We start from the raw sequence: 25,350 nt of genomic DNA, 5'->3' as shown, positions 1-25,350 counted from the left end.
CGGCACGAGAGGTAGAAATGGGCCAGAAGATCATCCGGTTTTCGGACCTGACCGGCACGCACGTGGTGAACGACGACGACCTGGTGCGCATCGTGGACCGCCAGCACTTCGACCTTGAGGATGGCCCGGTCGAGATGGAGGCGCTCAGCGGTGAGCTGGCCGCGGACGGTGGTGAAGACGCGTTTGAGGGGCTGACCATGGATGTCACTGCCACCACGTTGGACGGTCATCACCACCGTGACCTACGAGTTCGGGCTGGCCCGGCTCATTGCCCGCGAGATTGACTACCTGGACGGTCTGCTCTAAGCGGACCAGATGCGCCAGGGGTCCACCCGATTCCCGTCGAGGAGTACCGCGGCAGCGGAACGTCCTGGACGCACTGACAAGACCACGCGTTGCGTGGACGTTGAGAGTGCGGGCCTTGCAGGCCCCGCACTACAGGCATGCTTCAAGCAGGTTGTGCAGGGTCGGAGCCGCGCCGGGCGACCGCGGGCGGTTTGTTACTCGCGTGCAGCCGATGCCTTGTCGATTGCTCCGCGAATCGTGTTGGCCACCGCCTCGGGTGCGCGGAGCGCCATCAGCACAGCCAGCGGAAGGAGCGAGCTGTAGATCGTGGTGCGCGAGTCGTGGAACTCCGGGATGAGTGGCAGTGTCAAGGCTGCAGTCACCAGCAGCAGTGGGCCTCCCAAACGGGCCGATGCCCGCTTGAGCCGAGACGCGAGGGTGACTTCGGGCGCGTTCGCCGTCAGCCCGTCCCAGTCGTCGTCGACGGCTGCGAGCAACCCCTCCGTCACCGATGAGCAGATCTGGACGTACTCGCCCTGGGTGCCGATGACTGCGAGACGGTCGGCGTGAAGTCGCAGGACAGCAGCTACCTGGGCTTGCTCCTGGCGGATTGCTCGGCGCAACTCAAGCTCACCCCACTGCGTGCGTCGCAGTCGAACCGGCGACCGGGCGATCCTTCGGGCAGACAGGTGGATTTGGTAGCGAAGCCGCCGGATTGTCCGGGGATCGCGCCAATGGGCCCTTGCGCTGTTGAGTAGCGACAGCAGATGAATCAGCTGATCAGTGACCAGGTCTGACCGATGGGCGGACGGCGAGGCGAAGTGCCACCTGTCCTCGACAGTGAGGGTGATCTTGGTGGCCGCCGCAACCAGAAATGCGACTGCACCAGTCACGATGAACGTTGTTCCGACCCAGCCGCTGAACTCAGCATCGAAGCCAACGATCAGGATGACATCGGCAGTTATCCAAACCGCAAAAAGGACTGCGGTGAGGTTCAACAGCCACCTTGCCAGTTGGGGTGCTGAGTGGCGCTGGTTCCGTCGCCACGCGCGCATGTAGCTGGCATGCACGCGGAGCTGCTGGGCCTCGGTGAGTCCGTCGATCCTGGCGATGGCGCGCCCAATGTGCTGGCGCTCGTCGTCGGCTTGACTTCTGATGTCCTCCTGCATGATCGCAAGCACGGCCTGGCGGTAGGACATTGCTTGCCTGGTTGCCATGGCCGGATCGTACCGGGCACCACTGAAGCGAGTTGGGGGATTTACAGATCGGTCCAGGCCGGTGCCTATGTGGCACGTCGGCCTGGACTTCCTTGCTAGTCAGGGGAGTTGCTTGGCATGAAGATCTGCGCTGGTACGGGTAACCTGCGCGGCTCGTCCAACATGAAGCTGAGGCTCACGATGAACTGCTAAGGGGCGTCGTCTGGGCGTGCTCGATCAACGAGAGGGTCGCGTCCAAGTTCGAGACGTGCCTGTGCTCTAAGGGCGTCCCGGGCCTGCTTGCGGCGCTTGCTCTGGGGGGACCTCTCGATCTCCCGGGCGACGTCTTCGGGGGACCACGGGAGGTTGCTGCTGAGGTCGATGACCTCCTGGTCGGCGTCGATCGCTTGGAGCCATAGCGTGTGAACAGCCGCTGACGCCAGCGCCTCTACTTCAGCGATGAGCTTCGACCGGTGCTTTGCGGTCGCGAAGCTCTCTGAGCGGGCTTCGTCATCCCAGTCCGAGGGGTACCCCTTGGTTGCTGGCGACATCGTGGCGTCGTTGTCCACCAGTAGCCGGGTGTAGAGCCGTTCCTGCTCGCTGGATGCCTGTGGGGAAGCACCCGCCTGGGTTTGATTGTTTTGGGTGAAGCCCTCGCTGTCGATTACGGCCGTGGAGTCGTTGAGGTTGATGTTGTAGATCGTCTTCGCGCTCGTTCCCTGCCGATAGTCCATGTACGCGGCGACGTCACCGCCCCATTGCTCGATGCAGAGCTTGCCGTTAGCCGTGGCCTTGGGGTGCTGGATGCTGGAGGTGATGCCAATGATCGTCCAGCCGGCCTCCTGCGCCAGTCCCCACTCCCGGAGGTCGTCATAGGCGTCCCGAATCTCGCGATCGCGGAGCTGGACGCCATCGAGATGGGACCGATCGTCGCGGCGGAAGAACGACAGATCGTAGTAGCCGCGCAGGCTCAGACCGCGTTGGCCGGGCTGGTCGTACAGCCACTGCAGGAGTGCGCTGCGAGCTTGGCTGCGCCGAAACGGTCGGTCGCCGCGCCGCGCCCGCACCTGCTGGATGTGTGCGATGCCTTTAGGAGTCAGCCGCAGCTGGTGCTGGTCAGCAGCGCAGTTGACGAGGCCAGCTGCGGCTGACTCCTGGACAACCTCGAAGACCTGGTCTGGTGCCACGTCCGGAGGCGTGGGCCAAGCGCGGACGTCAACGTTAGGATGGCCGGCGGCGGTTCGGTCGACGGCCCACTCCAGCAAGGCCAGGCGCAGGCGAGCGGCGTTCATGAGCGAAGATCCTTATCGTGCGGAACGAGCCATCGCGGTGCCTGACGGGACGATCATCCGCCGAAGACTGCCTGGTACGCCTGGTTCGCGGTGTTGATGAGCATGGTCAGCCCACCGGTTACTTGGGGGACGGACCTCAGACCAGCGATCATGCGATCGGTGGCCACCCGGAGCCGGCCTTGGTCGGGAGCGGCCGCGATGGCCTCATCGTGGAGCAACTCGGCATCGTGGATCAGCTCAGCTTCCTGCTCAGCCGACGCGCCCAGGGTGGGCCCGACCTGGCGCACCAAGTCGGCCAGGGAGGCGAGCTGGCCGACTTCGGCAGGGTTGAAGCCGAAGGTGTTGTTCTGCGTGAAGCTATTCGAGCCGACCACGACGCCCTGGCTGTTGGTGATGTTGATGGTCGAACCAGGGTTGGTGCGGCTGAGATGGTCAGTCACTGATCCTCCAGAAGTCGCGCAGTCGATGCCGTCTGCGGTGAGCGCGATGGACACCAGTCCACCGTCGTAGTGGTCCTGGCCGCCGGCCAAGACGAGTCGCTTTGCCACCAGGTACCCCACGGCTTCCTCGATCTCGGCCCGGGTCAGGGCGTCACCGAGGAAGACGGACCCATTGCTGGACAGGAAGGCCTGGATGCTGACAGGGCCCGCGTGCCGGAGGGGGAACAACCACCTCACGATGGCGTCGTGGGCGTAGCGGATGCGCTGACTGGGGTCGTGCCGCACGGTGCGCAGGCGGCGGGCTTCGGCCAGACCAGCTGCGGTGAGCATCATCTCTGGGGCAGTGGCGGCCAGGCTGGGGCTGAGCGCGACATGGCCCCGCGACTCCAGGGTGCAGGCCAGGTCTTCCACCACGGTCTCGGGCAGTGACTCGCCAGCGGCAAACCCAGCCGACGGGGCGGTCTCACCCGGCCGACGGGAGCGTTCGTCGGCCAGCCACAGCAACAACCGCGGCAGGTACGGCTCGGTGTCCATGACGCCACAGGCTAGCGTCAATCTGATGAGCTGATCAGCAGTTTGGATCCCGCTAACCTACCGCTGGCCATATGCCGCATCGATCATCATCTGCTCGCCGATGTCGAAGATGCCATCCTCGACCAGCTTCTTGCCGTTCCACCAGAGGCGCTTCAAGCCGTCAGCGGCTCCAGCGAAGCGCGTGACCTCAATCGAGATCTTGCCGCCCTTCATCGACATCCGCCGCCTGGCAGCCGGCGGAAGCCAACCCTGTTCACCAACGATCACGCCAACCACGAGGCCCTTGGCCAGGTTGAGGTCGGCCTTGTCGTCGGTCTCGAAGCACAAGCGCCACTCTCGCTCGTGCAGCCAGTCGGCCCGTCCAGGCTCGTAGCGAACTCTCCGATTCCTTACCTTGTCAGGCAGGTCCCTGGTGAGGGCCATCTCCTCGTCGGACAGGTATAGAACCGGCCGAACACCAGCCTTGATCAGCGCTTCGCGGTCGAACACCAACCCCCATGGTTCGTAGGGCCCACGCTGGCTCACGCCCGTGCGGAGCATGACCCGGCGAGCCTTCTCAGAGGGCTCGCTGAAGCAGACCACCGGGAGATCTGAAGCTGGCACGGTCGAACCTCGCAACACCCCGTCGATAAGGATGCTCACCATCCGGTCCTCAGCCGTCCCAGCTGCAAAGGCCGGCGGAGTGTCGCTGGAACTCCTCGGGCGACCCGTGAAGTGCACGAGGGTTTCTGGTAGGTCCGGGTGTATGCCCACCCCCGGCGCTGGCGACATCGTGGCCTCAACTTCCGCTAGAGGCAGGGATGGTAGCACTACAGGATGGACTCGGGCGCTGCCGACGACCACGGTTGATCCGCCGCAATGAGCATGCCAGTCGATCAGATGCAGCCTGCACTCCGGCCTGACGTCGGAGGCGGCCTGGGTATCCAGCTGGGCTATGGCGTTTGGGACGGCCAGACGGTCAGCTCTGCCTGCTTAGGAGGAACTGCATCGCCTCCGCGGCCAAGTCGAGGCGCGAGCCCCCCAGATCGGCCCGCGCACGACCCGTCCCTTTTTGCCGAGCCTGGGCCTTGCGACCACGGCTGGTCGCAAGCCTGCCGCTTCTGCTGAGTCGACCCGACTGTGACCCCTATCTACTGCCACCTCCATCCAAGTGGTCCGTTGGCCCGAGGCCCCCAGGTCGCGAGTGACCGTCCCTGGATGCCGGCAGTGACGGCCGCAGCGTCGATCCCTGAAACGGTGCACCGCGCCAGTGATCAGAAAGACTCTCCCAGTAATCCAATCTTCCTTATGCAATCACCCGTGTGGGCGCACGCGCTGTTCGATTTTCGGTGGCTACCATCCAGTCCTGGCTTCCTGCAATTGCAGCTAATTGCAGGAGGCTTCTGACCTGCAGCTTTATGCGGGCTGGCAGGTGGGTCCGAAAAACTCCTGGTCGTACGAACGGAAGGCGGAATTTTCAAGGGGTTGCGGCCACGCTAATCAGCAAGGTGCAGAGCGACAGCGGGCGCTCACGCTTGCACTATGCACTCGTTAGCGCGTTTCAGTCGGGCCGCAAATGCGCAGATGCGATTGGTCGCGTTCCCGGCTCCATTCCTCGTACGTGCATGGGCTACCGAATTTCCCGACCGGGACAAGCTGCTGCGCGACACCAAGGCTGGCCGGGGCGGCTGGCCCCTGCATGTCCTGGCTCGCATAGTGCGGCAGGCCGGCGTGTTGGATGCCCCTGTAATCTTGGGCCTTCTTCTGCTGGGGCCCCTCATCGAGGAGGCCCAGTCCTTCCCGATCTCTTGCCTTATCCGGAGGAGGGATGGACTCACTCCTTGGGCAGCTCGCCGCGCCGTAGCAGCGCCCGGCCGGCGGCCAGGGTGGCGTGGATAGCTGGCGCCGTGATGGGGATGGATGATTCGCCCCGGCGCCTGACGATGCTGATGAAGGCACCTTCGACTCGCCCGTCCACGACCGCACCGTGCACGAGGAACGGCTTGAGCTCTTCTGGCTGCGGCGGGATGTGCAGGATCACCAGGCTGCCGCCGTCAGCCGGCACAACCTCAATGTCGAGCAGGTCCGGCGGCGGGTACAGGTGCTTCTCGATTGCGTCCTGGTACTGGCGCAGCGTCCGACCGTCCACCGGCACCGGGTTGATGCCGCTGATTACCTCACCACCAGGTTTCTTCTTAGCCTTCATGCCCACCACGACGATGCCGCCGTGCTCGGCGTTGGCGAAGCGGGCCACGGCCTCGGCGATGGAGATCTTGCCCACCGGCGACTTGAGGTCGTAGTGCTGGACCTTGACGTCCAGCCACGCTCCTTCCTCCTGGCCGATGAGCACTTGTGCGTTGCCGGAGCGGAGTAGGTCGAGGGTTGTTTCTCTCGTTAGTTTGCCGCTCTTGAACGCGTGGATCAGGGCCAACGCTCCTTCGCCCACCCGATGTATCTCTGAGGCATCCCTATTTCGAAGAGAGCACAAGATTTTGAGGTGCCACACCGATGGGTAGGAGTAGTTTGAATCCCATTCGACTCCAGCGAGGGATGCGCGATTTCGTGTCAGATACGGCTTGAGTACAGCTGAGAGTGCTTCGTGGAGTTCGTCTTTCTGGTCGAACTCATAGTCGTCGCTTGCGTAGTCAACCACTGCTACGAGTTCGCCGTCTGAAAGGCCGAGGTAAACAGGCTCGACCGAAGAATACTTCCAATCGGCGTACTCGTCTCGCGTTATGCTGACGGTCACGTCGGCGCCCTGACTAGCCTTCTTTAGAGCGGCTTTGAGATCCGTCGAGTGCAGGTTAGGAAGATCGTCAACGTGCAGCAGGAAGTGGTCGGTGTCGGGGCCGTCGCGTTCGCCACCGTCAGCCAGAATGAGGAAATGGCCATCCACCGTGACGGTCTTCGGTGCGCTCACTGAGTGATCCCCTCCCTGCTTGTACTGCGGAAGCATCGCAGGTAGAGCCGCTGGCCGACCAGTGGATTGACGGCCGACGGCCCTAGATCAGTGCTTCCACTGGATCTCGACGAAGTCAGGGTCGAACCGGAAGCCCCGCCAGGTCTTGCTGCCCGGTCGGCCGCCGGGGACCACCGTGACCCGCTCGACCACCAGCTTCACGACACTCAGCCGCCAGTTCAGGCCGGTGGTGTCCCAGGCTTCCCGGATGGGCTGGCACCCGGGCCAGGGCCGTCTCCTCCTGGGCCTGGGCCAGCAGCTCCTGGGCTTCCTGGACGGCCGCCTCGGCAATGGCCTTGGCCTGGGCGAACTGCTTCCTGGTGAGGAGATCCGTGGCGTAGTCGGTGACCAGCTGGTCAACCTTGCTTCGGCGGCGCTCGTACTCCTGCACCAAGGCGCGCATCTTGTCCTCGTCCACCTCTGGTGCCAGCGTGATGGCGATCTTGGGGTCGTCGAAGGCGGTCAGGACCGCTTCCTTCACCAGCAGCTCCACCGGCTCGGCGATGCGGAACGTCTGCCCGCATCCGATGGTCCGGCCGTGGTTGTCCGTCCGGCGGCACCGGTAGCGGCGGACCGCCCGGCGGCCCGATTCGGCCATGCGCGCCAGCATGTAGCCGATGAGCAGGGCGCGAACCTCCGCGAGCTCGAACGGCTGGCCTGCCCAGCCTGGACGGTCACCCGCAGCAGTTCGGCGCGGTGTGGGGGCCACGACGACCTTCCGGGCTTCCACGACGCCGGCCACAGCTACGACCAGCACGAGGACGTGCAGGTCGCAGCGGACTGGAGCGAGGGCTACAAACCACTGGGCCCCGCAGCCACTGAAGACCGAGCTGGACGGCAAGGTCACGCGGCAGCGGTACCTGTGTGAGTGGATCAAGTGCCTGGGTTCGTCAGCCTGTAGGTAGCCGCATGCATCCTCCCTGGCGATGAGGCTGTCACTAACCGTTGTCAGTGCTCGCCGATAGCCTCCTCCAGAGGCTCTAGCACCAGGGGAGGCAACGGCATGGCCGGAAGGCGCTCAGAGGCAGGTACGAGCGGCTCCATCTACAAGCTCACTGATCCACGCGACGGCACGATCCGGTACATCGGGCAGACGATCAACCCCCTACAAGATCGCCTGGCCCAGCACATCGCAAAGCCCACCAACAAGGGCATGGGCGCCTGGATCGGCATCCTCTACGCCAACGGCGAGACTCCCCGGATCTCGACCCTCGCGACGGTCAGCGCGAGCCAGCTCGACGCCGAGGAGCAACGGCAGATCGAGGAGCACATCGAGGCCGGCCACCGCCTCCTCAATGCGCCGTACTATCACACCAATGTTGCCGACCTTCGGTCCGAACCAGAGGACACCACTCTCCCGGGGTACCTTCACCGACCCATGGGATGGCGGATTCGGCGCAGAATGCGCAGTGACGCCCGAAAGCAAGAGCGAGCGAGGCGGAGGGAGTATGTCTACGAGAAGCTGGATGGCCTCTGGCATGGTGATCGCTTCGAGTCGCTCGCCAACGACGCCCTGGACGAGTCGATCGGTCGCGGCGAGTGGTGGTTCCGATTCCTGATCAAGGTTCTCCAGACGACAGTCCTCATGGCTTGGCTGCTATTGCGTGCCTTGACCGGCGACTCCCGACTCCTGCGGCGCGCACCCTGGGTTGGGGGTGCTGCCTGGTTCTGCTACCACGACATGCGCTTCAGCCTGATGGTGCATGACTTCATCTCGCCACACTTGCCAGTGCAGCAGGTGGCTCAATTCTGGAATCGGTATCTCGCTTACGGTGCTGACGAGTTGCTATCGTTTTCCGCCTTCTATTTCCCGGCCATGGGGCTTATCTTCTCCGCCGTCGCCTATGACGCGAAGAAGGCGAATCTCAAGGCTGAGCGTGACAAGGAGGATAAAGCCAAGACAGCAGCCACTAACCGGCAGCCTGGCGACCTCGACGCCGCACTGCACTATGGCGTTCCGCGGCAGCGCCCGCCGCGAAGCCCTCGCAGGACGCCTTCATCGGCGACGAGGCCTCCAACGGGTGCAGGAACCAGCGCGCCATAGGGAGGGCGAAGCCGCTGAGGTGCCAGGTCGCCATGAGGCGTGGCACCTCAAGCCCAGGCCTCAACCGGGCTGCCAAAAGGTCACCGGTCGCCTGAAGTTATGCGTCCGGCGACCGCTCAACGGCCTGGGCCAGGAGCTCAGTAAGAGCAAGCCAGCTGCCTGTCTTCTACTGATCGACGCCGACGCTGCCGAGTTCTACGCTGATAGGCGGGCGGCCGATGTGGGCGCCACCATCGTGATTTGAGAGGTCCCTTTCGGGACAGTCGCCCAGGCCGTGCCCGGGTTCGGGGTGCGTGCCCCGCCGTGGGAGACCTCCGCCACCGTCCCCCGATAGAACGCCAGGTCCACGTCCGCGCCGACCTTCGTGGCGTCGTAGAGGTCCGAGTCGACCGTGTAGCGGTGCCCGGGGCCCGTCCCACGTGCCACGGTCAGCGTGAAGACGGTGTCCTCGCCGACATAACCGGCGTGCCTTTCGGTCACCTTGCCGGTCTCGTGCCGCACGCAGTCCGTGCCGGGGGTGTGCGCCGCCGTGCCGCACACCGGCGCGGTGCGGTAGGCGTTCGCCTCGTCGTTCGCGTCGACGAACCAGCTGAAGCCGAGCACCGTGGTGGCCAGTCCGGCCAGGAGGAAGAGGCCGTGCGCCAAAGCGCGGGCGACGTTCCCTCCGGCGGGCCGGTGCCGGGCCGGCGGCTTCGCGTCCCTGGTCCGAGCATTCATCGTTACCCCCAACGATCATGTCCACCGGCATCTCCCCGATGCCCGGCAGGGATGATTCCGATGATGTGGCCGACCGGAACGCGACCCGGTGCTCCTGTAGCGAACTTGTCGAGATCGCGGCCCGCCGGGCGCCGCGAGCGTCCGGCCGTCCGGCCGGCTGCCAGGCTGGAGTCCTGGCGGCCGCCCCGAGGAAGCGGTCGCACGGTCGAGGGGAGCGGCGGTCGGATGAGCAGGCCGGGAACAGCGGGCCGAGGGCCCGCGCAGGAGGCGGTGGCGGCGGCCCTGGAGCGGGCGGCCGCCGTCGCGCACCTCAACGCCTTCATCACCCTCGATGCCGAGGGGGCCGGGGCGGAGGCGGCCCGCCACGACCGGCGCGGCGGCGGCGCCCACCGCTGGTGCCTCGCCGTCAAGGACAACGTCCATGTCGCGGGCCTGCCCAACACGGCGGGCACCCCCGGGCTCGCCGGATTCGTCCCCGCCGCCGACGCACCCGTCGTCGCGGCGCTGCGCGCGGCCGGCGCGATCGTGCTGGGCAAGACCAACATGCACGAACTGGCGCTGGGGGTCACCTCCGGCAACCCCACCTTCGGCGCGGTCGGCAACGGCGCCGACCCGGCCCTGTTCTCGGGCGGCAGCAGCGGCGGTACGGCCGCCGCGGTGGCCTCGGGCGTCGTGGACGCCGGGCTCGGCACCGACACCGGCGGGTCCGTCGGCATCCCGGCCGCGCTCAACGGGATCTACGGGCTGCGCCCGAGCGCCGGGCGCTACCCCTCGGCCGGTGTCACGCCCCTGTCGGTCACCCGGGACACGCCCGGACCGATGGCGCGCACCCTGGACCGGCTCGCCGCGCTGGACGCCTTTGTCACCGGCCGTACCGGGGCGGCGCCACCCCCGGACCGCACGCTCCGGCTCGGCCTGCCGAGGCACGTGTTCACCGAGGACCTGGAGGCCCCCGTCCGGGCGGCCTGGGAGGCGGCCGTGGAGCGGCTCGGCACGGCGCGGACCGTCTGGGTCCCGGTGGACACCGGGCACCTGGTCGAGTACGACGCCCGGGCCGGGATGCACCTCGTGCTCGGGGAGTTCGCCGCCGCCTTCGACCGCTACCTCGCCGGGCACCGCGTCGGGCGCAGCACCGCCGAGGTGGTCGAGGCGGCCGCCGACCCGGCCGTCGCGGAGCTGCTCAGGGCCGCCGCCCTGCCGGCCGGCCCGGCGTACGCGGGACCGGCCGCGCTGCGCGGGGCGGTCGTGGAGCGCCGCGCCATGCAGGCCGCCTACGCCGAACTCTTCGCCGTGAACGGCGTGGACGCGATCCTGAGCCCCACCGTGCCGGTGTGCGCCCGGCCGCTGCACCGGCACGAGGAGTGGCTCCCCCTGAACGGCCGGGAGGTGCCCACGTTCCCCACGCTGATCCGCAACACCTCCCCCTCGGCCACCGCGGGGCTGCCCTCGGTCACGGTGCCGCTCCCGGTCGACGGCTCGCCGCCGGTCGGCCTCCAGCTGGTCGGACCGCGCGGCGGTGACCGGGAGCTGCTGGCCGTGGCCGCGCGGATCGACGCCCTGCTGCGGCGGGGGGAGGCCGGGGGCGCCCGTCCGTGACGGGGCGGGGGACACGGGTGGCGGAGTGCCGGTCAGCCGACGGCGATGACGACCTTGCCCAGCGGCTCGGCCCGCTCGTAGTAGTCGTAGGCCGCCGCGGCCTCCTCGAACGGGAACACCCGGTCGACGACGGGGCGCAGGGCGTGCTCGGCGAGGAACTCGTTCATGGCCGCGAACTGGGCGTGGCTGCCGACCGCCACCGCGCGGACGGTCGCGGCGGCGCCGAAGAGCAGGCGCGGGTCGAGCGGCGGCCAGGCGCCGGAGACGGAGCCGACCAGGGCGAGGTGGCCGTCGACGGCGAGCGACTTCAGTGACTGCTCCAGCGACCCGGCGGTGTCGACCACCCGGTCGACGCCGCGTCCGCCGGTCAGCTCCCGGACGGCGGTGTGCCAGTCGGGCCGGGCTCGGTAGTTCACCACCTCGTCGGCGCCCAGTTCCCGCAGTCGCCGCTCCTTCGCCGGGCTCCCGGTGGTGGCGATCACCCGCGCGCCGAGGGCGCGGGCGTACTGGAGGACGAACAGGGACACGCCCCCGGAGCCGGTGGTCAGGACGGTCTCCCCGGGGCGCACGCCGCGGCCGTCGCCGGTCAGCGCGTTCCAGGCGGTGAGGCCGACGCAGGGCAGGGTGGCCGCCTCCTGGTAGGAGAGGTGCGCGGGGACCGGCAGCAGGGCCTGCTCGGGGAGCACGGCCAGCTCGGTCAGCATCCCGTCCAGCGAGCCGCCGAGCTGCGGCAGCAGGTCCGCGGCCAGCCGGCCGTCCCGCCAGTACGGGAACAGGGTGGCGGTCACGCGGTCCCCCGGGCGTGCCCACCGGACGCCCGGTCCGACGGCGACGACCTCGCCGGCGCCGTCCGAGACCGGGACGAGGTCCGGCTTGACGGGGAGCACGTACTGCCCGCGCAGCACCAGCAGCTCCCGGAAGCTCAGCGAGACCGCGCGGACGGCGACCGCCACCTCCCCCGGCCCCGGAGTCCTCGGCCGGACCGTGCGCAGCGACAGCCGGTCGAGGCCGCTGCCCTCGCCGAGGTGGTAGCTGCGCACCGTCGTCGGGAACGCGGCGGCGGTCGTCGGGACGGCAGCGACGGTGGCCGTGCGCGGAACGGCGGCGGCGGTGGCCGTGGGCGGAACGGCGGCGGGCGCGGTGGTGGTCATTGTTCGGTCCCCCGGTGGTGAGGCGTTCGGTGTGTGCCTCCACCGTGCCGCCGACCCCGGTCACCGCTCAATTCCCGGCCGGGAATGGCGACCGGCCCCCTCCCCTCCCCGGGGGCGCAGCTCATTCGGGTGACAATGCGCGGTCGACGCCCCGCGACCCGGCAGACTGCCCGGTAGCCGTCGCGACCGACGGGACGGTCACACCCCGTTCGATCGTCCACGCACCACCGCCCTGCGGCGTCCCCCGGCATGCGCACCGGAACCGGAACACCTCGGGCGCGGGCGGAGCGACCGCCGGCCGACCACCGGAACCATTGCCGCCTTACACCAACTCCCACACCCCACAAGCCTGCTGATATGTCATCAGTCCGGTGGCCGGGGCCGTCCAGCGAAGGGCCGCCGCCGATGTTCGACTCCAGTTTCGCGTTCCCCCGGGCCCTGCTGAACCCGGTGGCCGGCCCCGGCGGCCGCGTGGTCGTGGTCGGCGCCGGCATCGCCGGACTGGTGTGCGCGTACGAGCTGCAGCGGCGCGGCTTCGACGTCGTGGTCTACGAACGCGGCAACCACCCGGGCGGGCGGGTGCGCACGCACCGGTTCTGGGACGGCACCCACGCCGACCTGGGCGCGATGCGCATCCCCGCGAACCACCACTGCGTGCTCCACTACGTGAACCGCTTCCGGCTCCCGACCCGCCCGTTCGTCAACTGCAACCCGAGGGCCTACTACCATCTGCGCGGCCGGCGGGTCCGGGTGGAGGACGTCGCGTCCCTGTTCCCCGCCTTCGCCCTGCGGCCGGAGGAGCGCCACCAGCCGTCCGCCCTGCTGGACCGGATCCTCGGCCCGGTCTGGCAGGCCTTCACCACCGAGCAGCAGCGCCTCGCCCTGGACGGCCACTGGGACGACCCCGCGCTGGAGCGCGCGGCCTCGGTGTCCCTCTGGCAGTTCGTCCACGACCACCTCTCCCAGGACGCCTGGGACCTCTACGGCCACGCCAGCGGCCTCGCCCACTACGAGCAGTCCTCGCTGCTGGAGGTCCTGGTCGACTACTTCGGCCTCTTCCACCGCGGCCAGGTCGAACTCACCGACGGCCTCGACGCTCTGGTCCACGCCTTCGTCCGCGCACTGCGCCCCGGCACCCTGCGGCTGTCCACCCGGATCGACGAGCTCGCGCCCACCGCGGACGGCGTACGGGTGCGCGGCCGCCGGATCGGGGGCCGGCTCGACGACAGCGCGGACTTCGTGGTCTGCTGCGTCCCGGCCCCCGCGCTCGACCAGATCACCGTCACCCCCGGCCTGCCGCACGCCCAGCGCCACGCCGTGCGCGGCATCAGCTACGCCAGCAGCGCCAAGACCGTACTGCACGTGACCCGCCGCCGCTGGGAGAGCGAGGACGGCATCCACGGCGGCGGCAGCTTCACCGATCTGCCGATCCAGCAGGTCTGGTACCCCTCCGACAACGCGGTGCGCACCGACGGCGGCGTCAACGGCTTCGGCACTCCCCGCTGGGACGCCCGCGACCCGCTGCGCTCGGCGCAGCCCGCCGCGCTGCTCGGCGCCTACCTGTGGGGGGCCAACGCCCGCCGGTTCGCCGCGCTGGACCAGTCCGACCGGGAGGCCCTGGTGCTGGAGTGCCTGGAGAAGCTCCACCCCGGGATCACCTCGGACGTCGACGACATCGTCCACTGCAACTGGGACGTGCAGACCGGCATGGGCGGCGGTGCGTTCGCCCATCTGACCCCCGGCGAGCACACCCGCTACCTGTCGGTGCTCGGTGCCCCGCACCCGGCCGGGCGACCCCGGATCTTCTTCGCGGGCGAGCACCTGTCCGGCGCCCACGCCTGGTGCCAGGGGGCGGCGCAGTCGGCCCTCGGCGCGGTCGGCGCCCTGCTGGAGCACGCCCGGCACCCGCGCGGCACGGCCGCGGCGCCCGTCCGGTGAGCCCGCGCGTAGCACTCGGCCGCGCCGAACTGCGATCGCTGGTCGACGCGTCCCCGGACAGCACCGAGCAGGTCGGGGTGGAGGTCGAGTGCGGGCTGCTCGACCCGGTCACCGGTGTCGGCGCCCGCTACCACGGCCCGCGCGGCGTCCGCGCCGTGCTGACGGCGGTGCTGCGGCAGTGGGGCGGCGAACCCGAACTCGACACCGGCCGGCTGACCGGCGTCCGGCTGCCCGACGGCAGCAGCGTCACCCTGGAGCACGGCGGCCAGATCGAGTACTCCTCGACTCCGGCCCCGGGTGTCGGCAAGGCCATGGACGACGTCCGGGCGGCGCTGGAGCGGCTCGCCGACCTGGCCGCCGGGTTCGGCCTGGCGCTCGTCCCGGGCGGCAACCTGCCCTTCGGCCGGCTCGCCGACGTCGAATGGGTGCCGATGACCCGCGGCGCCGTCATGCGCCGCTACTTCGAGGACCTCGGCCCGGCCGGGGCCCGGGCGCCGTACGTGATGGCGCTGTCACTGTCGACCCAGGTCACCCTGGACTTCCTCGACCCCGGGGACTTCGGCCGGAAGCTGCGGATGCAGACGGCCGCCGCCCCCGTCGTCTCCGCCCTGCTCGTCAACTCACCGCTCCACGAAGGGCGTCCGTGCGGCCTGCTGTCGCACCGCTCGTGGTCCTGGCTGCGGATGGACCCGCGCCGCCACGGGCTGCTGCCGCCCGCGCTGCGGCCCGATGTGGGCGCCGACGACATCGTCGACTGGGCGCTCGGCGTCCCGCTGATCCACTACCGGGCCGCCGACGGCCGCTACCACCGCGCACCGGACGGCACCTTCGCCGACCTGATCCGCGACGGCCTGGCGGACGGCAGCGCGCCCACCCTCGACCACTGGGCTGCCCACCTCTCCCAGCTGTGGACCGACACCCGGGTCCGGCGCACCCTGGAGCTCCGCGGCGCCGACGGGCCGCCCCGGGCCCACCTCTCCGCCCTGCCCGCCCTGTGGACCGGCCTCACCTACCACCCGGAGTCCTGCCTCGCCGCCTGGGAACTCCTCCGGCACCACACCGCCGGGGAGCACCGGGCCGCCCGCGACCTCCTGCCCGCCCACGGCCTCGACACCCGTCTCGGCGACACCCCCGTGCGCCCACTGGCCGTCGAGCTGCTCCGGCTCGCCCGGGCGGGCCTCCACGCCCGGGTCGCGGCCGGTCTGGAGCCGCCGCACGTGCCCGCCCTCCTCGACCCGCTGGACGAGATCGCCGCCACCGGCCGCACCTTCGCCGCCCAGTGCCTGGACCGCTGGCACGGCGACCTCCGCGCCGACCCGGCGCGCTACGTCGCCGCGTACCGCGTCTGACCCGCCGGGGCCGGCGGCGGGGTGGGCTGGGGTGCGGGGTGGGCTGGGCTGGGGTGCGGGGTGGGATGGGGTGAGGCCCGCTACCGGGCGGTGGGGGTGCCCCCGCCGCCGCTCCGGACGGCGGAGCCGAACCGCCACGCCTCGATGTCGCGGTAGCGGATCGGCCCGGGGCCCCGGCCAATGTTGCTGCCGACGAGGTGCAGGCGATCGGTCGGCCACGGCCGGCCCTCGAAGCCGGTGAGCCCGGCCGCGGCCAGCGGGACGCTGGTGGCATCGTCGCGGCGGGAGCGGGCCAGGGTCAGATGGGGGTGCAGCGGGCGGTCCCTGAAGGTGATGCCGCAGGAGCCGACGACCTCGCGGACGTCGGCGGCGAGGGTGTGCAGTCCTTCCAGGTCGCCGTCGATCCCGCTCCACAGGAGTCGCTCGTCGAAGTGGCCGCCGCCGCGCAGGCGCAGGTCCAGGGCGGGGCGCGAGGCCGCCGGGGCGGCCAGGGCCGCGCGCAGCGGGGGGACCGCCGTGGAGGGCAGTTCACCGAGGAAGGCAAGGGTGATGTGCCAGTCCTCGATCCGGTTCCACCGCAGTCCCGGGAAGGTCTCGTAGGCGGGGCGCAGGGCCCGGGCCAGTTCGTCCTTGGCGTCGTCGGGCGGGGCGAGGGCCACGAAGACGCGCAGGGTCGAGGGCTCGGGGTGATCGTTCACGAAGGGGAGGTTAGCCCAGGCCGGAGCGGCCCTGCCCACCGGTGCCCGGGGCGGGGCCGCCGGAGCGGCGGGGCGCGGTGGACCGCTGCCTGGGTGGGCCGCTGCCGGGCCCCTGCCGGGGCGCTGTCGTCCGCGCATCGAACGGCGGGCGATCGCACCTGGCCGGGAGGGCGTGGTCGGCACCTGTGTCGGCCCGGATCCGACCGGGTCGCGACCGGATCCGACCGGGGGATCCCGCACGGTCCGGAACAGCCGGAACCCGCTCACCAGGGAGGTACGGTTCTGCTCAACGGCCTTTTCCCGTAATGGGGTTGCCCCACCCAGTGGTAGGACACCGAGTGGGGCGCACGGGCCGATCACAGAAGATGAGGCACACCTGTGTATGACCGACCCTTCCGGGGACGGGCGGACCTGCCCCCGGTGATCTCCCACGCTAGCAGGGGCGACGGCGCGCCCACGGGATTTCGCAGCCCGCGCGCCACCCCGGACGGGCCCAACTCGACCGGCCGACCGTCCTGTTCGCGGCCGACCGGGTGGCGTACGCCGACCGCGCGGGCCGGCGGGGACACCTCGCGATGATCCCCGGCCTGCTGGGAGCGGGTCGGGCCGCCCGGACCGGGCCGCGTCCGGACCGCCGGACCCGCCACCGCTGAGCGAGCCGCACCCGGCCCCCTCCTGATGGAGGCCGGTCGGCACGCGCCCCCGGCCCGGAACTCCGGCCCCGGCGCGCGCTCCCGCGCACCACGCGCACCTTCCGAGCCGCCCGATCCCCCCGCACACCGACGACCCGACCCCGATCGGAGGCGTGGTGTCCCCTCCGCACAGGCCCGCGACCGGTCCGGTCGACTACGCGGCCTTCGTCCAGCTCCACCGCCACGGCTACGAGCGCTACGCCCGCGCCCGCCTGGGCGACCGTTCGCTGGCGACGACGGTCGTCGCGCAGGTCCTGCGCCGGGCCGAGCTGAACTGGAGCGCGGCGCTCCGCGGGGACCCCGCCGCCCTCACCTGGGACGTCCTGCGGGAGAGCGTCACGACGGCCCGCGCCGAGGCCGTCGACGCCGCGGCGGACGACCTGCACCGCGCGCTGCCCGACCGGCCGGCCGACGCGGCGCTCCTGCACGAGCGCCTGGGTCTGACTCCCAAGGCGGCCGCGGCCCTGATGGGCCTGGGCGAACCCGAGTTGCAGGTCCAACTCCGGGCCGCCCGAAGGATCCTGGCCGAACGCGACCCCGGCGGCCGGAACGGGGGCGCCTGACACCCGAGTCCGCCCCGAGACGCCGGTCCCACCGTGACGCACCCGACCGCTCCCCCGCGGACGCCGGTGCGCCACGGATTCGCCATGCCCCGCCACAGTTCACCCACCCGGGTTGTTTCAACGGCGATCGGGCCGACCTAGGATGACGTGTCGTCACAATGGCTTGTCGACGAAGGACTTCGGCGCACACAAGGGAGCACCGTGAACGACGCGAGGGCCCGATCGCAGGATCATTATGTTGACGCGGACACGCCCAGTGCGGCGCGGATGTACGACTATCTCCTGGGCGGGCACTACAACTACCCGTGCGACCGCGAGGCCTGCGACCAACTGCTGGTGACCGCCCCCAGCACCCGGGAGCTGGCGCTCAACAACCGGGCCTTCCTCGAACGGGTGGTGCGGCACATCGCCCGGCGCTACGGGATCAGGCAGTTCCTCGACCACGGCTCGGGCTTGCCCACCCAGAACAATGTGCACCAGGTCGCCCAGAGCGTCGATCCGGACAGCAAGGTCGTCTACATCGACAACGACCCGCTGGTCCTCGGTTACGGACGCGCGTTCCTGGAGGAGAACCGGAACGTGCTCATCCTGCCCTCGGACATGCGGGACACCTCGGCCATCGCGGCCGACGCGGCACGGATCATCGACTTCCGCCGGCCGGTGGCCGCGCTGTTCGTGTCCGTGCTGCACTGCGTGCCCGACGACGACCGCGGCAACCCCCGCCGGATGGTCGAGGACACCGTGCGCCTGCTCGCCCCCGGCAGCGTCGTGGTGCTCTGCCAGCTCGTCAGCGAGGACCCCGCGATCCGGGACGCCGTCACCGAGCTGATGCGGGAGCAGACCGGCGACCGTTGGGGCCGGGTGCGGACCAAGGCGGAGGTGGCCGAGCTCTTCACCATCCCCCGTCTCCGGGTCGAGGAGGAGGTCGGCCTGCTCGACGTCACGGACTGGCGGCCCGACACCGAGCTGGTCCGGCGCCAGGCCACGCAGGAGTGGATCGAATTCGGGGGCCTGGCCACGGTCGAGTGAGGACGCCGCCCCCGGCGGGGCCGGGGGCGGCGGTCACGGCGCCAGGGGCGGGCGGGGCCTCAGAGGCGGGCGCGGTGCCAGTCGAGCGCCTCGACGAGCAGTTCACGGCTCGGCACCGGTCCGGGAGCCTGGCGGATGACGCTGTCGCTGAGGTCCTGGTAGTCGAGGTAGTCGCTGTCGGCCTCCTCGCCGGCGATCGGGCCGCGGTGGAACTCGCCCCGCCCCCCGGCCTCGGTGTAGATGACGTCCGGCGCGGCGAACGAGCCCCGCTCAAAGCTGAGCCGGATCAGCGAGGTCACCTGGAGCGCAAGGGGGTTGTCCGCCGCGATCACCCTGAGCCCGACCGGCGAATGCTCCTCGTCCACGTGCCGCAGCAGCACCGAGAGCTGGTCGACCATCATCCGGGGTTCGCCGAAGTCGGCGTAGAGGGCGCTGCGCTGGACGAAGAAGGTCGACCTCGGGAGCCTGCTCGCGAAACGCTCGGCACGCAGGCCCCGGACCTCGATGATCCGGTCCGCGAGCCTCCGCTGGCTGGCGAGCAGGGTCCGGACCGTCACCACCTCGCGGTACCGGGGGATCTGGAGCACCCCGGGGATCACATTGGTGTCGACGATGATCTGTCGCGCGGCCCACTCCTCCAGGCTGGTGAGCCGCAGCATGGAGTCCGGCACGGCCTCGCGGTAGGCGACCCGGGAGCGGGTCCGGACCGAGTTGGCCCACCCCTCCGCCGAGGCGTCGTGGGCGAGTTGCAGCAGTTGGGCGCGCCGGGGCCCGGGCCGCACGCCGAGGGCGTCCAGGAGGACGTCCACCACGGCCGGCTTGTCGATCCGCATCTCGCCGTTCTCGATCCGGCTGTAGACCGAGGTGGAGACCTTGACCCTGGTCCGCGCCAGTACCTGGCGCTGGGTCAGGGTGCCGCGTTCGATCTTCAGCTCCGCGCCCAGGAGCAGGGCGGGAACGCCCCAGGATCCCGGCGGGTCGGGCGCGGTACGCCAGAACGGGACTGCACGGTCCTCCATGGCCAAAGGGCCCCCCTTGGGCACAATCGCGAAGCTCACCCCGAACGGTCGGGTTCAGCTTCACACAAGGGGGGCACCGTCGTCACGCCGGACCGCTGGACCCGGGTGCCGGTACTACGAACTCAAACCGCCAGGCGGTCGAATTCGCCGCTCTTCACGCCGTTCAGGAGTGCCGCGATCTCCGGGGCGGTGAGGACCAGGGCCGGACCGCTCGGGAAGCGGCTGTTGCGCAGGGCCACCTGGCCGTCGTCCAGTTTCCGCAGCTCCACGCAGGCGCCCGTGCCCTGGCTGGCCCGGGCCTTCTGCCAGCCGTCCGTCGCCTCGATGACGTCGGCCGGCATGCCGTTGAAGTAGTCGATCACGATCAGCCATCTCCACTGTCCGATGGGCGCCCGCTTCTCCGATTTTCACACGCACGGAGAAGTGCCCTGGTGGGACTCCTGCGCAATCCCGTGCGGGATTGCGCAGGCCGGGCGACTTGAATCATTCACCTCGACAATCGAACAGCGCCACTCCCTATTCGGGTGAATGCGGAGCGCTTTATGCATACCTATTGTCAGCGACCGATCGCACTGTCGGACCGACCGCCTCCCACTACTGGTCCGCCGGGCCGTAGACGGTGTTCAGGACGCCGCTGGCGAAGGCCGTGCTGCTCAGGAGCTTCAGCCGGATCGGGTCGACGCCCTCCTCGAACAGCCGGATGCCGCGCCCGACCGCGATCGGGTGGACGAGCAGGTGCAGCTCGTCGATCAGCCCGGCGGCCAGCAGCGCCCGCACCACCGAGACCGAGCCGGACATCCCGATCGGGCCGCCGTCCTCCTGCTTCAGCGCGGTGACGCCCTCGACCAGCTCGCCCTTCAGCTGCTCGGAGTTGCGCCAGGTCAGCTCCAGCTCCGAGCGGGAGACCACGATCTTGCGCGCGTCCCCGAGCGCCTTGGCCATCCCGCCCTCCTCGCCGCCCGCGTCCTCGCGGTGCGGCCAGACCTCGGCGAAGGTGTCGTAGGTGGCGCGGCCGAGCAGCACGGTGTCCGCCTCCGCCAGCCGGGCGCCGACCGCCGCGCCCATCTCCGCGTCGAAGTAGGGGAAGTGCCACTGCTCCGGGCTCTCCACCACACCGTCGGCGGCGACGAACAGACCTGCGGTGAGCTTGCGCATCAGGATCTCCCTGTGTCTCGGGGGTTGCTTGCTTTCACGGAGTCAGACCGGTCGGCGAGGCAGAACTCATCGCTCCCGGCAGAAAAACTTCTTCCGGGGCACGTGCGGGGCCGCCGCACCCCCGTTCCCCGCGGCCGCCGCCCGCGATCCGACAACGCAGAAGCTAGGTTGCTTTTCCATCTTTCGCAACACACGGACGACATCGCTCAAGCATTTCCGCAGCTCAACAGCGCCATGATCATTGCAACTGGCTTGAACTTAATGCAACGGAGCTGGTCCACCCATTGCAATGCCCTGGAGCCGAACGCTCAGGCGGAGGGCGTGGTGCCGGAGAAGGGGGTGCGGACCTCGGCCGGGGCGAGGAGGCCGGCGGGGAGGACGCCGAGCTGCTGGAGCACCGCGGTGCGGTCGTACGCGTCCACCGACCTGACGATCCGTCCGTCCTCGGCGAATTCGAGCTGGCTCATCACGTACAGCGAGAAGCCCTTCCCCCGGCTGGACTCCGGGAGGCAGAGGAACGGCTCCCTGATCGTGGCGCCGTACTGGACGTGCGCCACCGCGTGCGACCGGCCGACCAGCACGCCCACGCTGACGGACCGGATGTCGGCGAACAGCTCGCCGGCCCGGGCGAAGTACTCGTGCAGCTCCCGGTGGCCCCGGTAGGTGTGGCCGAACGCCTTGTCCTCGATGACGGCGTCCTCGGTGTAGTAGGCCATGGCGTCGGCGGGAGCCGTCGGGGACTCCCACATGGCCACCCAGCGTTCCACGAACGCCTTCCGCTCGCTCTCGTCGAACTGCGGCACGAGGATCAGTCCTTTCCGGGCAGGGCGCCGACGGCGCCGGTGCGGGGCGGCGACCAGTGGCGGAGCACCGAGGCCAGCACCCTCGGCCGCGCCAGTTCCGCCGGGGAGCCGGTGAGGCTGACGGCGTTCCAGACCGCGGCGGCGACCCCGGCGTCGGCGGCCGCGGCGCGCATGGTCGCGCGGAAGGCGTGCGCCAGCAGGCCGGCCAGGACGGGGTGGGTGCCCGGGACCTGCGGCATGGACCGGTCGGCCATGGTCGAGAACAGCCACGGGAGCCGCACCGCGCGGGCGGCCTCGCGGTAGAAGCGCCGGGGAAGGCCGTCGACGCCGCCGTCGTCCAGGCAGGCCCGCAGCGCCTTCGCCTCCAGGGCCGCGACGGTCATGCCCGCCCCGTAGATCGGGTTGAGACTGCACACCGCGTCCCCGACGCAGACCAGCCCCTCGGGAAGCCGGCGCAGCCGGTGGAAGTCCCGGCGGACCGAGGCCGGGTAGCGGAACGAGGAGACCCCGGAGATCGGCTCGGCGGCGCGGAGCGCGGCCCGGGTGCCGGCGGTGAGCAGGCCCTCGGCGAAGCCGAGGAACTCGTCCGGCGTGCCCGGCGGGTGGTGCTCCTTGCCGAACCCGTAGAGGGAGAGCACCCAGGCGTCGTTCTCCTGCTGGGTGAGGACGGCGCCGCGGGGGCGATCCTGGGTCGCGCCGATCAGGACGCCCTTGGCCTCCCCCAGCGCGCCCGGTGGCACCCGGTAGCGGCGGCTGGCGTAGCCGACGCCGACGTGGAGGCGCCGGGTCGCGGGCTCCTCGTAGCCCAGGGAGCGGTGCCAGGCGGCGCCCCTGCCGGCGCGCCCCGTCGCGTCCACGACGAGGTCCGCGTCGACGGTCGCGACGGAGTCGGCCTCCCCGGGGCGGGCCAGCCGGACTCCGGTCACACCGGAGGAGCCGGTGGCCACGGGAGCGGTGGCTTCGAGCCCGGTCCGCAGTTCGACGTTCGCCAGGGTCACGACCCTGGCGCGCAGCCGGTCCTCCAGGAACGGCCGGCTCACCTGGAGCACCCGGCCGAGGGGCACCTGCCGCAGGCGCGAGCCGAAGAACACTATGTCGAGCTCGTCCAGGGCGCCGGCGAGCGTGCCGCCCTCGGCGGCCAGCTCCTCGACGAAGCCGGGGAATGACTCCTCCAGGACCTGTGCGCCACCGGGTGTGAGCGAATGGACGTGCGCCCCCTGCGGCACTCCGCGCCGGACCCCGGGGACGGCCGGGAAGGTGTCCCGTTCGACGACGGTGACCCGCTCGAAGGCCCCGGACAGGGCTCGGGCGGCGCACAGGCCGCCGATGCCCGCGCCGAGCACGATCGCGTGGTCCGTTCCCCTGCGGCTGCGGACGGGTGCTGGCTTCACGGTCGGCTCCGATCGCTGGTTTCCTGCCGTCGGGCGCGCGGTCCCACCTTCCCGTTCCGCACCCGGCCCACACCATCGGGCGCCCGCGCATCCGGGTGAAGCCGGTGGACGACGGTCGCCCGACCGGTACGGGTGACGGGAGGTGACGGCCGATCGGCCCGGCCCGGAGGGGCACGGCTCGCAGGAGGGACGCGGCCCCGGACGCGTGCCGCCCGGGGCCGCGTCGTTGACAGTGCCCCGGCGGGCTCCTAGCGTGGCGCGGGCGATTACCCACGAGTAGGGACTGTTGATGGCCGCAGCGCGCCCGTACGACCTCGTCCTGTTCGGCGCCACCGGGTTCACCGGCCGGCTCACCGCCGAGTACCTGGCCCGGGCCGCGCCCGAGGGCTGCCGCTGGGCGCTGGCCGGCCGGGACGCGGACCGGCTTGCCGCCGTCCGCGCCGCACTGGCGGCGATCGATCCGCGCTGCGCCGAACTGCCCCTGCTGGTCGCCGACGCCGGGGACCGCGAGGCCCTGCGGGAGGTGGCCGCCTCGGCCCGGGTGGTGATCTCCACGGTCGGCCCGTACCTGCGCCACGGCGAGCCGCTGGTGGCCGCCTGCGCGGACAGCGGGACGGACTACGTGGACCTCACCGGCGAGCCGGAGTTCGTCGACCGGATGTATCTGCGCCACCACGAGCGGGCGGTGGCCACGGGCGCGCGGCTGGTCCACGCCTGCGGCTTCGACTCGGTGCCGCACGACCTCGGCGTGCTGTTCACGGTCGAGGAACTGCTGCGCCGCGGTGCCGCACCGGAGCGGATCTCGGTCGAGGGCTTCGTCCGGGTCGCCGGAACCGTCTCCGGCGGCACCCTGGCCTCGGCGATGACCGCCTTCTCCAGGCCGCGCGCGATGGCCCGGGCCGCCCGGGAACGCCGCGCGGCCGATCCCCGGCCCGAGGGGCGGCGAATCCGCACACCGGCCGGCCGCCCGCACCGGTCCCGGGCGGCCCGGGCCTGGGCGCTGCCGCTGCCCACCATCGACCCGCAGGTGGTGGGGCGCTCCGCCGCCGCCCTCGACGCCTACGGCCCGGACTTCGGCTACACCCACTACGCCGCGGTGCGGCGGCTGCCGATCGCGGTCGGCGGCGTCGTCGTGGTCACGGCGCTCGCCCTCGCCGCCCAGCTGCGGCCGCTGCGCCACGCGCTGGAGGGGCTGCGCAAGCCCGGCGAGGGACCGGGCGAGCGGCAGCGGGCCGGGTCCTGGTTCACCGTGCGGTTCGTGGCCCGGACGGACCTCGGTCGGCCGCTGGTCACCGAGGTGTCCGGGGGCGATCCCGGCTACCAGGAGACGGCGGTCATGCTCGCCGAGTCCGCGCTCTGCCTCGCCTACGACGACCTGCCGCCCACGGCCGGGCAGCTGACCACGGCCGTGGCGATGGGGCGTCCGCTGATCGACCGGCTGGCCTCGGCCGGGCTGTCCTTCCGGGTCCTGGACGCCCCGCCGACGGGCGCGCCCGGGCGCTGAGGGGCGCCGCCCGACCGGCCGCCGACGGCCCACGCGCGCTCGGGCGCCGTGGGCCGTCGGGGTCCGTCGGGGTCCGTCGGGCGGCGCCCCGGGTCTCACTTGGGGCTGAGGAGGCAGAACTCGTTGCCCTCCGGGTCGGCCAGGACCGTCCAGGAGATCGCGGCCCGGTCGAAGCCCGGATCGGTGGCTCCCAGGGCGCGCAGCCGGGCCGCCTCCACCTCCACGTCGTCACCCGGGTAGGGGCGGACGTCGAGGTGGACGCGGTTCCACCCGGTCTTGGCGTCGGGGGTGCGGACGAACTCCAGGTACGGGCCGACGCCCTGGGCGGAGCGCAGGCTCGCGTGGTCGTCGGCGACCTCGTGCACCGTCCAGTCCGTCGCCTCGCCCCAGAAGCGGGCCATCTCCCGCGGGTCGGCGCAGTCGACCACGACCGCCGCGACCGGGCCGGTGTCCCCGTAGACCGGGCGGGGCTCCAGGACGCAGAACTCGTTGCCCTCCGGGTCCGCCATGACCGTCCAGGGGACGTCGCCCTGGCCCACGTCGGCGAGCGTCGCGCCGAGGCCCTTCAGGCGTTCGACCAGCTCCGCCTGGTGGGCGGGCGAGGTGGTGGCCAGATCGAGGTGCACGCGGTTCTTCCCGACCTTGGGCTCCGGGCGGGCGACGAGGTCGATGAAGATCGCCGACGGGTCCGGGTAGGGGAGCCCCACGGGTTCGAGGTTGGTCACCCCGGGGCCCTCGCTGTCGATCCCCCAGCCGAGCGCCTCGGCCCAGAACCGGCCCAGCGCGGCGTCGTCCTGGGCCTTCATGTTGATCTGCACAAGTCGCGTTGCCATGATCAAGATCATATGAGCGGAGCCGGGATCCGTCGACGGCGATTCCGGGGCGGACCGGAGCCGGGGGCGGAGGCCGGCCGGGGGTGGACCGGGGGGTGGAGGCGGGGCCGGCCGGGGGTGGAGGCGGGGCCGCGTTCCAGGCCGAAGCGGACAAAGTAGGATGACCCAACCTTCGTGCTACGC

Annotated in this window: 23 protein-coding genes; 8 read left to right on the top strand and 15 right to left on the bottom strand. The window is 70.8% G+C overall.

What is annotated here, in order from left to right:
* Positions 1 to 17 precede the first annotated feature (17 nt).
* Complete coding sequence (locus ACW14Y_RS39545) at positions 18 to 284, top strand: hypothetical protein (protein ID WP_380438365.1); 267 nt, start codon at positions 18 to 20, stop codon at positions 282 to 284.
* A gap of 216 nt (positions 285 to 500) precedes the next feature.
* Here ACW14Y_RS39545 and ACW14Y_RS39540 read toward each other — a convergent pair whose 3' ends face one another.
* The 6 genes from ACW14Y_RS39540 to ACW14Y_RS39515 form a co-directional block, all read right to left on the bottom strand.
* Positions 501 to 1,502, bottom strand: coding sequence for a hypothetical protein (locus tag ACW14Y_RS39540; protein ID WP_380438367.1), 1,002 nt, complete (start codon positions 1,500 to 1,502; stop codon positions 501 to 503).
* 188 nt (positions 1,503 to 1,690) lie between these two features.
* Positions 1,691 to 2,773: a hypothetical protein gene (locus ACW14Y_RS39535; RefSeq protein WP_456985228.1), complete on the bottom strand. Its 1,083-nt coding sequence runs from the start codon at positions 2,771 to 2,773 to the stop codon at positions 1,691 to 1,693.
* Positions 2,774 to 2,826: 53 nt separating this feature from the next.
* Positions 2,827 to 3,747 (bottom strand): hypothetical protein, encoded by a 921-nt coding sequence (locus ACW14Y_RS39530; RefSeq protein ID WP_380438371.1) that lies wholly within the window; start codon positions 3,745 to 3,747, stop codon positions 2,827 to 2,829.
* A gap of 57 nt (positions 3,748 to 3,804) precedes the next feature.
* Positions 3,805 to 4,236 carry a hypothetical protein gene (locus tag ACW14Y_RS39525; protein ID WP_380438373.1) on the bottom strand — a complete coding sequence of 144 codons (432 nt, stop codon included), beginning with the start codon at positions 4,234 to 4,236 and terminating at the stop codon, positions 3,805 to 3,807.
* Positions 4,237 to 5,560: 1,324 nt separating this feature from the next.
* Positions 5,561 to 6,646: an ATP-binding protein gene (locus ACW14Y_RS39520; protein WP_380438375.1), complete on the bottom strand. Its 1,086-nt coding sequence runs from the start codon at positions 6,644 to 6,646 to the stop codon at positions 5,561 to 5,563.
* A 115-nt stretch (positions 6,647 to 6,761) separates the two neighbouring features.
* Positions 6,762 to 7,532: a hypothetical protein gene (locus tag ACW14Y_RS39515; RefSeq protein ID WP_380438377.1), complete on the bottom strand. Its 771-nt coding sequence runs from the start codon at positions 7,530 to 7,532 to the stop codon at positions 6,762 to 6,764.
* A 156-nt stretch (positions 7,533 to 7,688) separates the two neighbouring features.
* Between ACW14Y_RS39515 and ACW14Y_RS39510 the strand changes: the two genes are divergently transcribed.
* Entirely contained in the window at positions 7,689 to 8,729 is a 1,041-nt protein-coding gene (locus ACW14Y_RS39510) for a GIY-YIG nuclease family protein (RefSeq protein WP_380438379.1), read from the top strand.
* Positions 8,730 to 8,924: 195 nt separating this feature from the next.
* Here ACW14Y_RS39510 and ACW14Y_RS39505 read toward each other — a convergent pair whose 3' ends face one another.
* Entirely contained in the window at positions 8,925 to 9,374 is a 450-nt protein-coding gene (locus ACW14Y_RS39505) for a hypothetical protein (protein ID WP_380438381.1), read from the bottom strand.
* Between the two features lie 297 nt (positions 9,375 to 9,671).
* On the opposite strand from ACW14Y_RS39505, the gene ACW14Y_RS39500 reads away from it, so the two are divergent.
* Positions 9,672 to 11,042, top strand: a complete 1,371-nt coding sequence (locus tag ACW14Y_RS39500) for an amidase family protein (protein ID WP_456985227.1) — start codon at positions 9,672 to 9,674, stop codon at positions 11,040 to 11,042.
* Between the two features lie 32 nt (positions 11,043 to 11,074).
* Here the strand turns inward: ACW14Y_RS39500 and ACW14Y_RS39495 are convergent, their stop codons facing one another.
* Entirely contained in the window at positions 11,075 to 12,193 is a 1,119-nt protein-coding gene (locus tag ACW14Y_RS39495) for a zinc-dependent alcohol dehydrogenase family protein (RefSeq protein WP_456985226.1), read from the bottom strand.
* Between the two features lie 405 nt (positions 12,194 to 12,598).
* On the opposite strand from ACW14Y_RS39495, the gene ACW14Y_RS39490 reads away from it, so the two are divergent.
* Positions 12,599 to 14,131 carry a flavin monoamine oxidase family protein gene (locus ACW14Y_RS39490; RefSeq protein WP_327075240.1) on the top strand — a complete coding sequence of 511 codons (1,533 nt, stop codon included), beginning with the start codon at positions 12,599 to 12,601 and terminating at the stop codon, positions 14,129 to 14,131.
* Positions 14,128 to 15,480 carry a glutamate-cysteine ligase family protein gene (locus ACW14Y_RS39485; protein WP_456985225.1) on the top strand — a complete coding sequence of 451 codons (1,353 nt, stop codon included), beginning with the start codon at positions 14,128 to 14,130 and terminating at the stop codon, positions 15,478 to 15,480. The genes ACW14Y_RS39490 and ACW14Y_RS39485 overlap by 4 nt, the downstream gene beginning before the upstream one ends.
* A gap of 80 nt (positions 15,481 to 15,560) precedes the next feature.
* Here the strand turns inward: ACW14Y_RS39485 and thpR are convergent, their stop codons facing one another.
* Complete coding sequence (gene thpR / locus ACW14Y_RS39480; RefSeq protein ID WP_456985224.1) at positions 15,561 to 16,178, bottom strand: RNA 2',3'-cyclic phosphodiesterase; 618 nt, start codon at positions 16,176 to 16,178, stop codon at positions 15,561 to 15,563.
* An 808-nt stretch (positions 16,179 to 16,986) separates the two neighbouring features.
* Between thpR and ACW14Y_RS39475 the strand changes: the two genes are divergently transcribed.
* The gene (locus ACW14Y_RS39475) at positions 16,987 to 17,433 is read left to right on the top strand and encodes an RNA polymerase sigma factor (protein ID WP_380301263.1); all 447 of its coding nucleotides are present in this window, start codon (positions 16,987 to 16,989) and stop codon (positions 17,431 to 17,433) included.
* Between the two features lie 201 nt (positions 17,434 to 17,634).
* Entirely contained in the window at positions 17,635 to 18,462 is an 828-nt protein-coding gene (locus ACW14Y_RS39470) for an SAM-dependent methyltransferase (protein ID WP_380301261.1), read from the top strand.
* Positions 18,463 to 18,521: 59 nt separating this feature from the next.
* Here the strand turns inward: ACW14Y_RS39470 and ACW14Y_RS39465 are convergent, their stop codons facing one another.
* The 5 genes from ACW14Y_RS39465 to ACW14Y_RS39445 form a co-directional block, all read right to left on the bottom strand.
* Complete coding sequence (locus ACW14Y_RS39465) at positions 18,522 to 19,481, bottom strand: Scr1 family TA system antitoxin-like transcriptional regulator (RefSeq protein WP_380438389.1); 960 nt, start codon at positions 19,479 to 19,481, stop codon at positions 18,522 to 18,524.
* Between the two features lie 122 nt (positions 19,482 to 19,603).
* On the bottom strand, positions 19,604 to 19,822 hold the full coding sequence (locus ACW14Y_RS39460; RefSeq protein ID WP_380301331.1) for a DUF397 domain-containing protein: 219 nt from the start codon (positions 19,820 to 19,822) through the stop codon (positions 19,604 to 19,606).
* A 253-nt stretch (positions 19,823 to 20,075) separates the two neighbouring features.
* Complete coding sequence (locus ACW14Y_RS39455) at positions 20,076 to 20,636, bottom strand: dihydrofolate reductase family protein (protein WP_340634941.1); 561 nt, start codon at positions 20,634 to 20,636, stop codon at positions 20,076 to 20,078.
* Positions 20,637 to 20,944: 308 nt separating this feature from the next.
* On the bottom strand, positions 20,945 to 21,439 hold the full coding sequence (locus ACW14Y_RS39450) for a nuclear transport factor 2 family protein (protein ID WP_456985223.1): 495 nt from the start codon (positions 21,437 to 21,439) through the stop codon (positions 20,945 to 20,947).
* Positions 21,440 to 21,444: 5 nt separating this feature from the next.
* Positions 21,445 to 22,830, bottom strand: a complete 1,386-nt coding sequence (locus ACW14Y_RS39445; protein WP_402724963.1) for an NAD(P)/FAD-dependent oxidoreductase — start codon at positions 22,828 to 22,830, stop codon at positions 21,445 to 21,447.
* A gap of 289 nt (positions 22,831 to 23,119) precedes the next feature.
* Here ACW14Y_RS39445 and ACW14Y_RS39440 point away from each other — a divergent pair, with 289 nt between their 5' ends.
* A complete protein-coding gene (locus ACW14Y_RS39440) occupies positions 23,120 to 24,334 on the top strand; it encodes a saccharopine dehydrogenase family protein (RefSeq protein WP_456985222.1) in 1,215 nt (404 codons plus the stop codon).
* Positions 24,335 to 24,429: 95 nt separating this feature from the next.
* Here ACW14Y_RS39440 and ACW14Y_RS39435 read toward each other — a convergent pair whose 3' ends face one another.
* Positions 24,430 to 25,167 (bottom strand): VOC family protein, encoded by a 738-nt coding sequence (locus ACW14Y_RS39435; RefSeq protein ID WP_380438397.1) that lies wholly within the window; start codon positions 25,165 to 25,167, stop codon positions 24,430 to 24,432.
* Positions 25,168 to 25,350: the final 183 nt, after the last annotated feature.

The organism is Kitasatospora sp. cg17-2 (assembly GCF_054031055.1).
Note: the sequence above shows the minus strand (reverse complement) of the source record. Positions and strands in the feature narration are given on the sequence as shown.

Coding starts and splice junctions, on each gene's coding strand:
- ACW14Y_RS39465 (WP_380438389.1), bottom strand. CDS start 19,481: ATGGAGGACCGTGCAGTCCCGTTCTGGCGTACCGCGCCCGACCCGCCG.
- ACW14Y_RS39500 (WP_456985227.1), top strand. CDS start 9,672: ATGAGCAGGCCGGGAACAGCGGGCCGAGGGCCCGCGCAGGAGGCGGTG.
- ACW14Y_RS39510 (WP_380438379.1), top strand. CDS start 7,689: ATGGCCGGAAGGCGCTCAGAGGCAGGTACGAGCGGCTCCATCTACAAG.
- ACW14Y_RS39535 (WP_456985228.1), bottom strand. CDS start 2,773: ATGAACGCCGCTCGCCTGCGCCTGGCCTTGCTGGAGTGGGCCGTCGAC.
- ACW14Y_RS39545 (WP_380438365.1), top strand. CDS start 18: ATGGGCCAGAAGATCATCCGGTTTTCGGACCTGACCGGCACGCACGTG.
- ACW14Y_RS39455 (WP_340634941.1), bottom strand. CDS start 20,636: ATGCGCAAGCTCACCGCAGGTCTGTTCGTCGCCGCCGACGGTGTGGTG.
- ACW14Y_RS39435 (WP_380438397.1), bottom strand. CDS start 25,167: ATGGCAACGCGACTTGTGCAGATCAACATGAAGGCCCAGGACGACGCC.
- ACW14Y_RS39540 (WP_380438367.1), bottom strand. CDS start 1,502: ATGGCAACCAGGCAAGCAATGTCCTACCGCCAGGCCGTGCTTGCGATC.
- ACW14Y_RS39490 (WP_327075240.1), top strand. CDS start 12,599: ATGTTCGACTCCAGTTTCGCGTTCCCCCGGGCCCTGCTGAACCCGGTG.
- ACW14Y_RS39530 (WP_380438371.1), bottom strand. CDS start 3,747: ATGGACACCGAGCCGTACCTGCCGCGGTTGTTGCTGTGGCTGGCCGAC.
- ACW14Y_RS39460 (WP_380301331.1), bottom strand. CDS start 19,822: ATGCCGGCCGACGTCATCGAGGCGACGGACGGCTGGCAGAAGGCCCGG.
- ACW14Y_RS39440 (WP_456985222.1), top strand. CDS start 23,120: ATGGCCGCAGCGCGCCCGTACGACCTCGTCCTGTTCGGCGCCACCGGG.
- ACW14Y_RS39495 (WP_456985226.1), bottom strand. CDS start 12,193: ATGACCACCACCGCGCCCGCCGCCGTTCCGCCCACGGCCACCGCCGCC.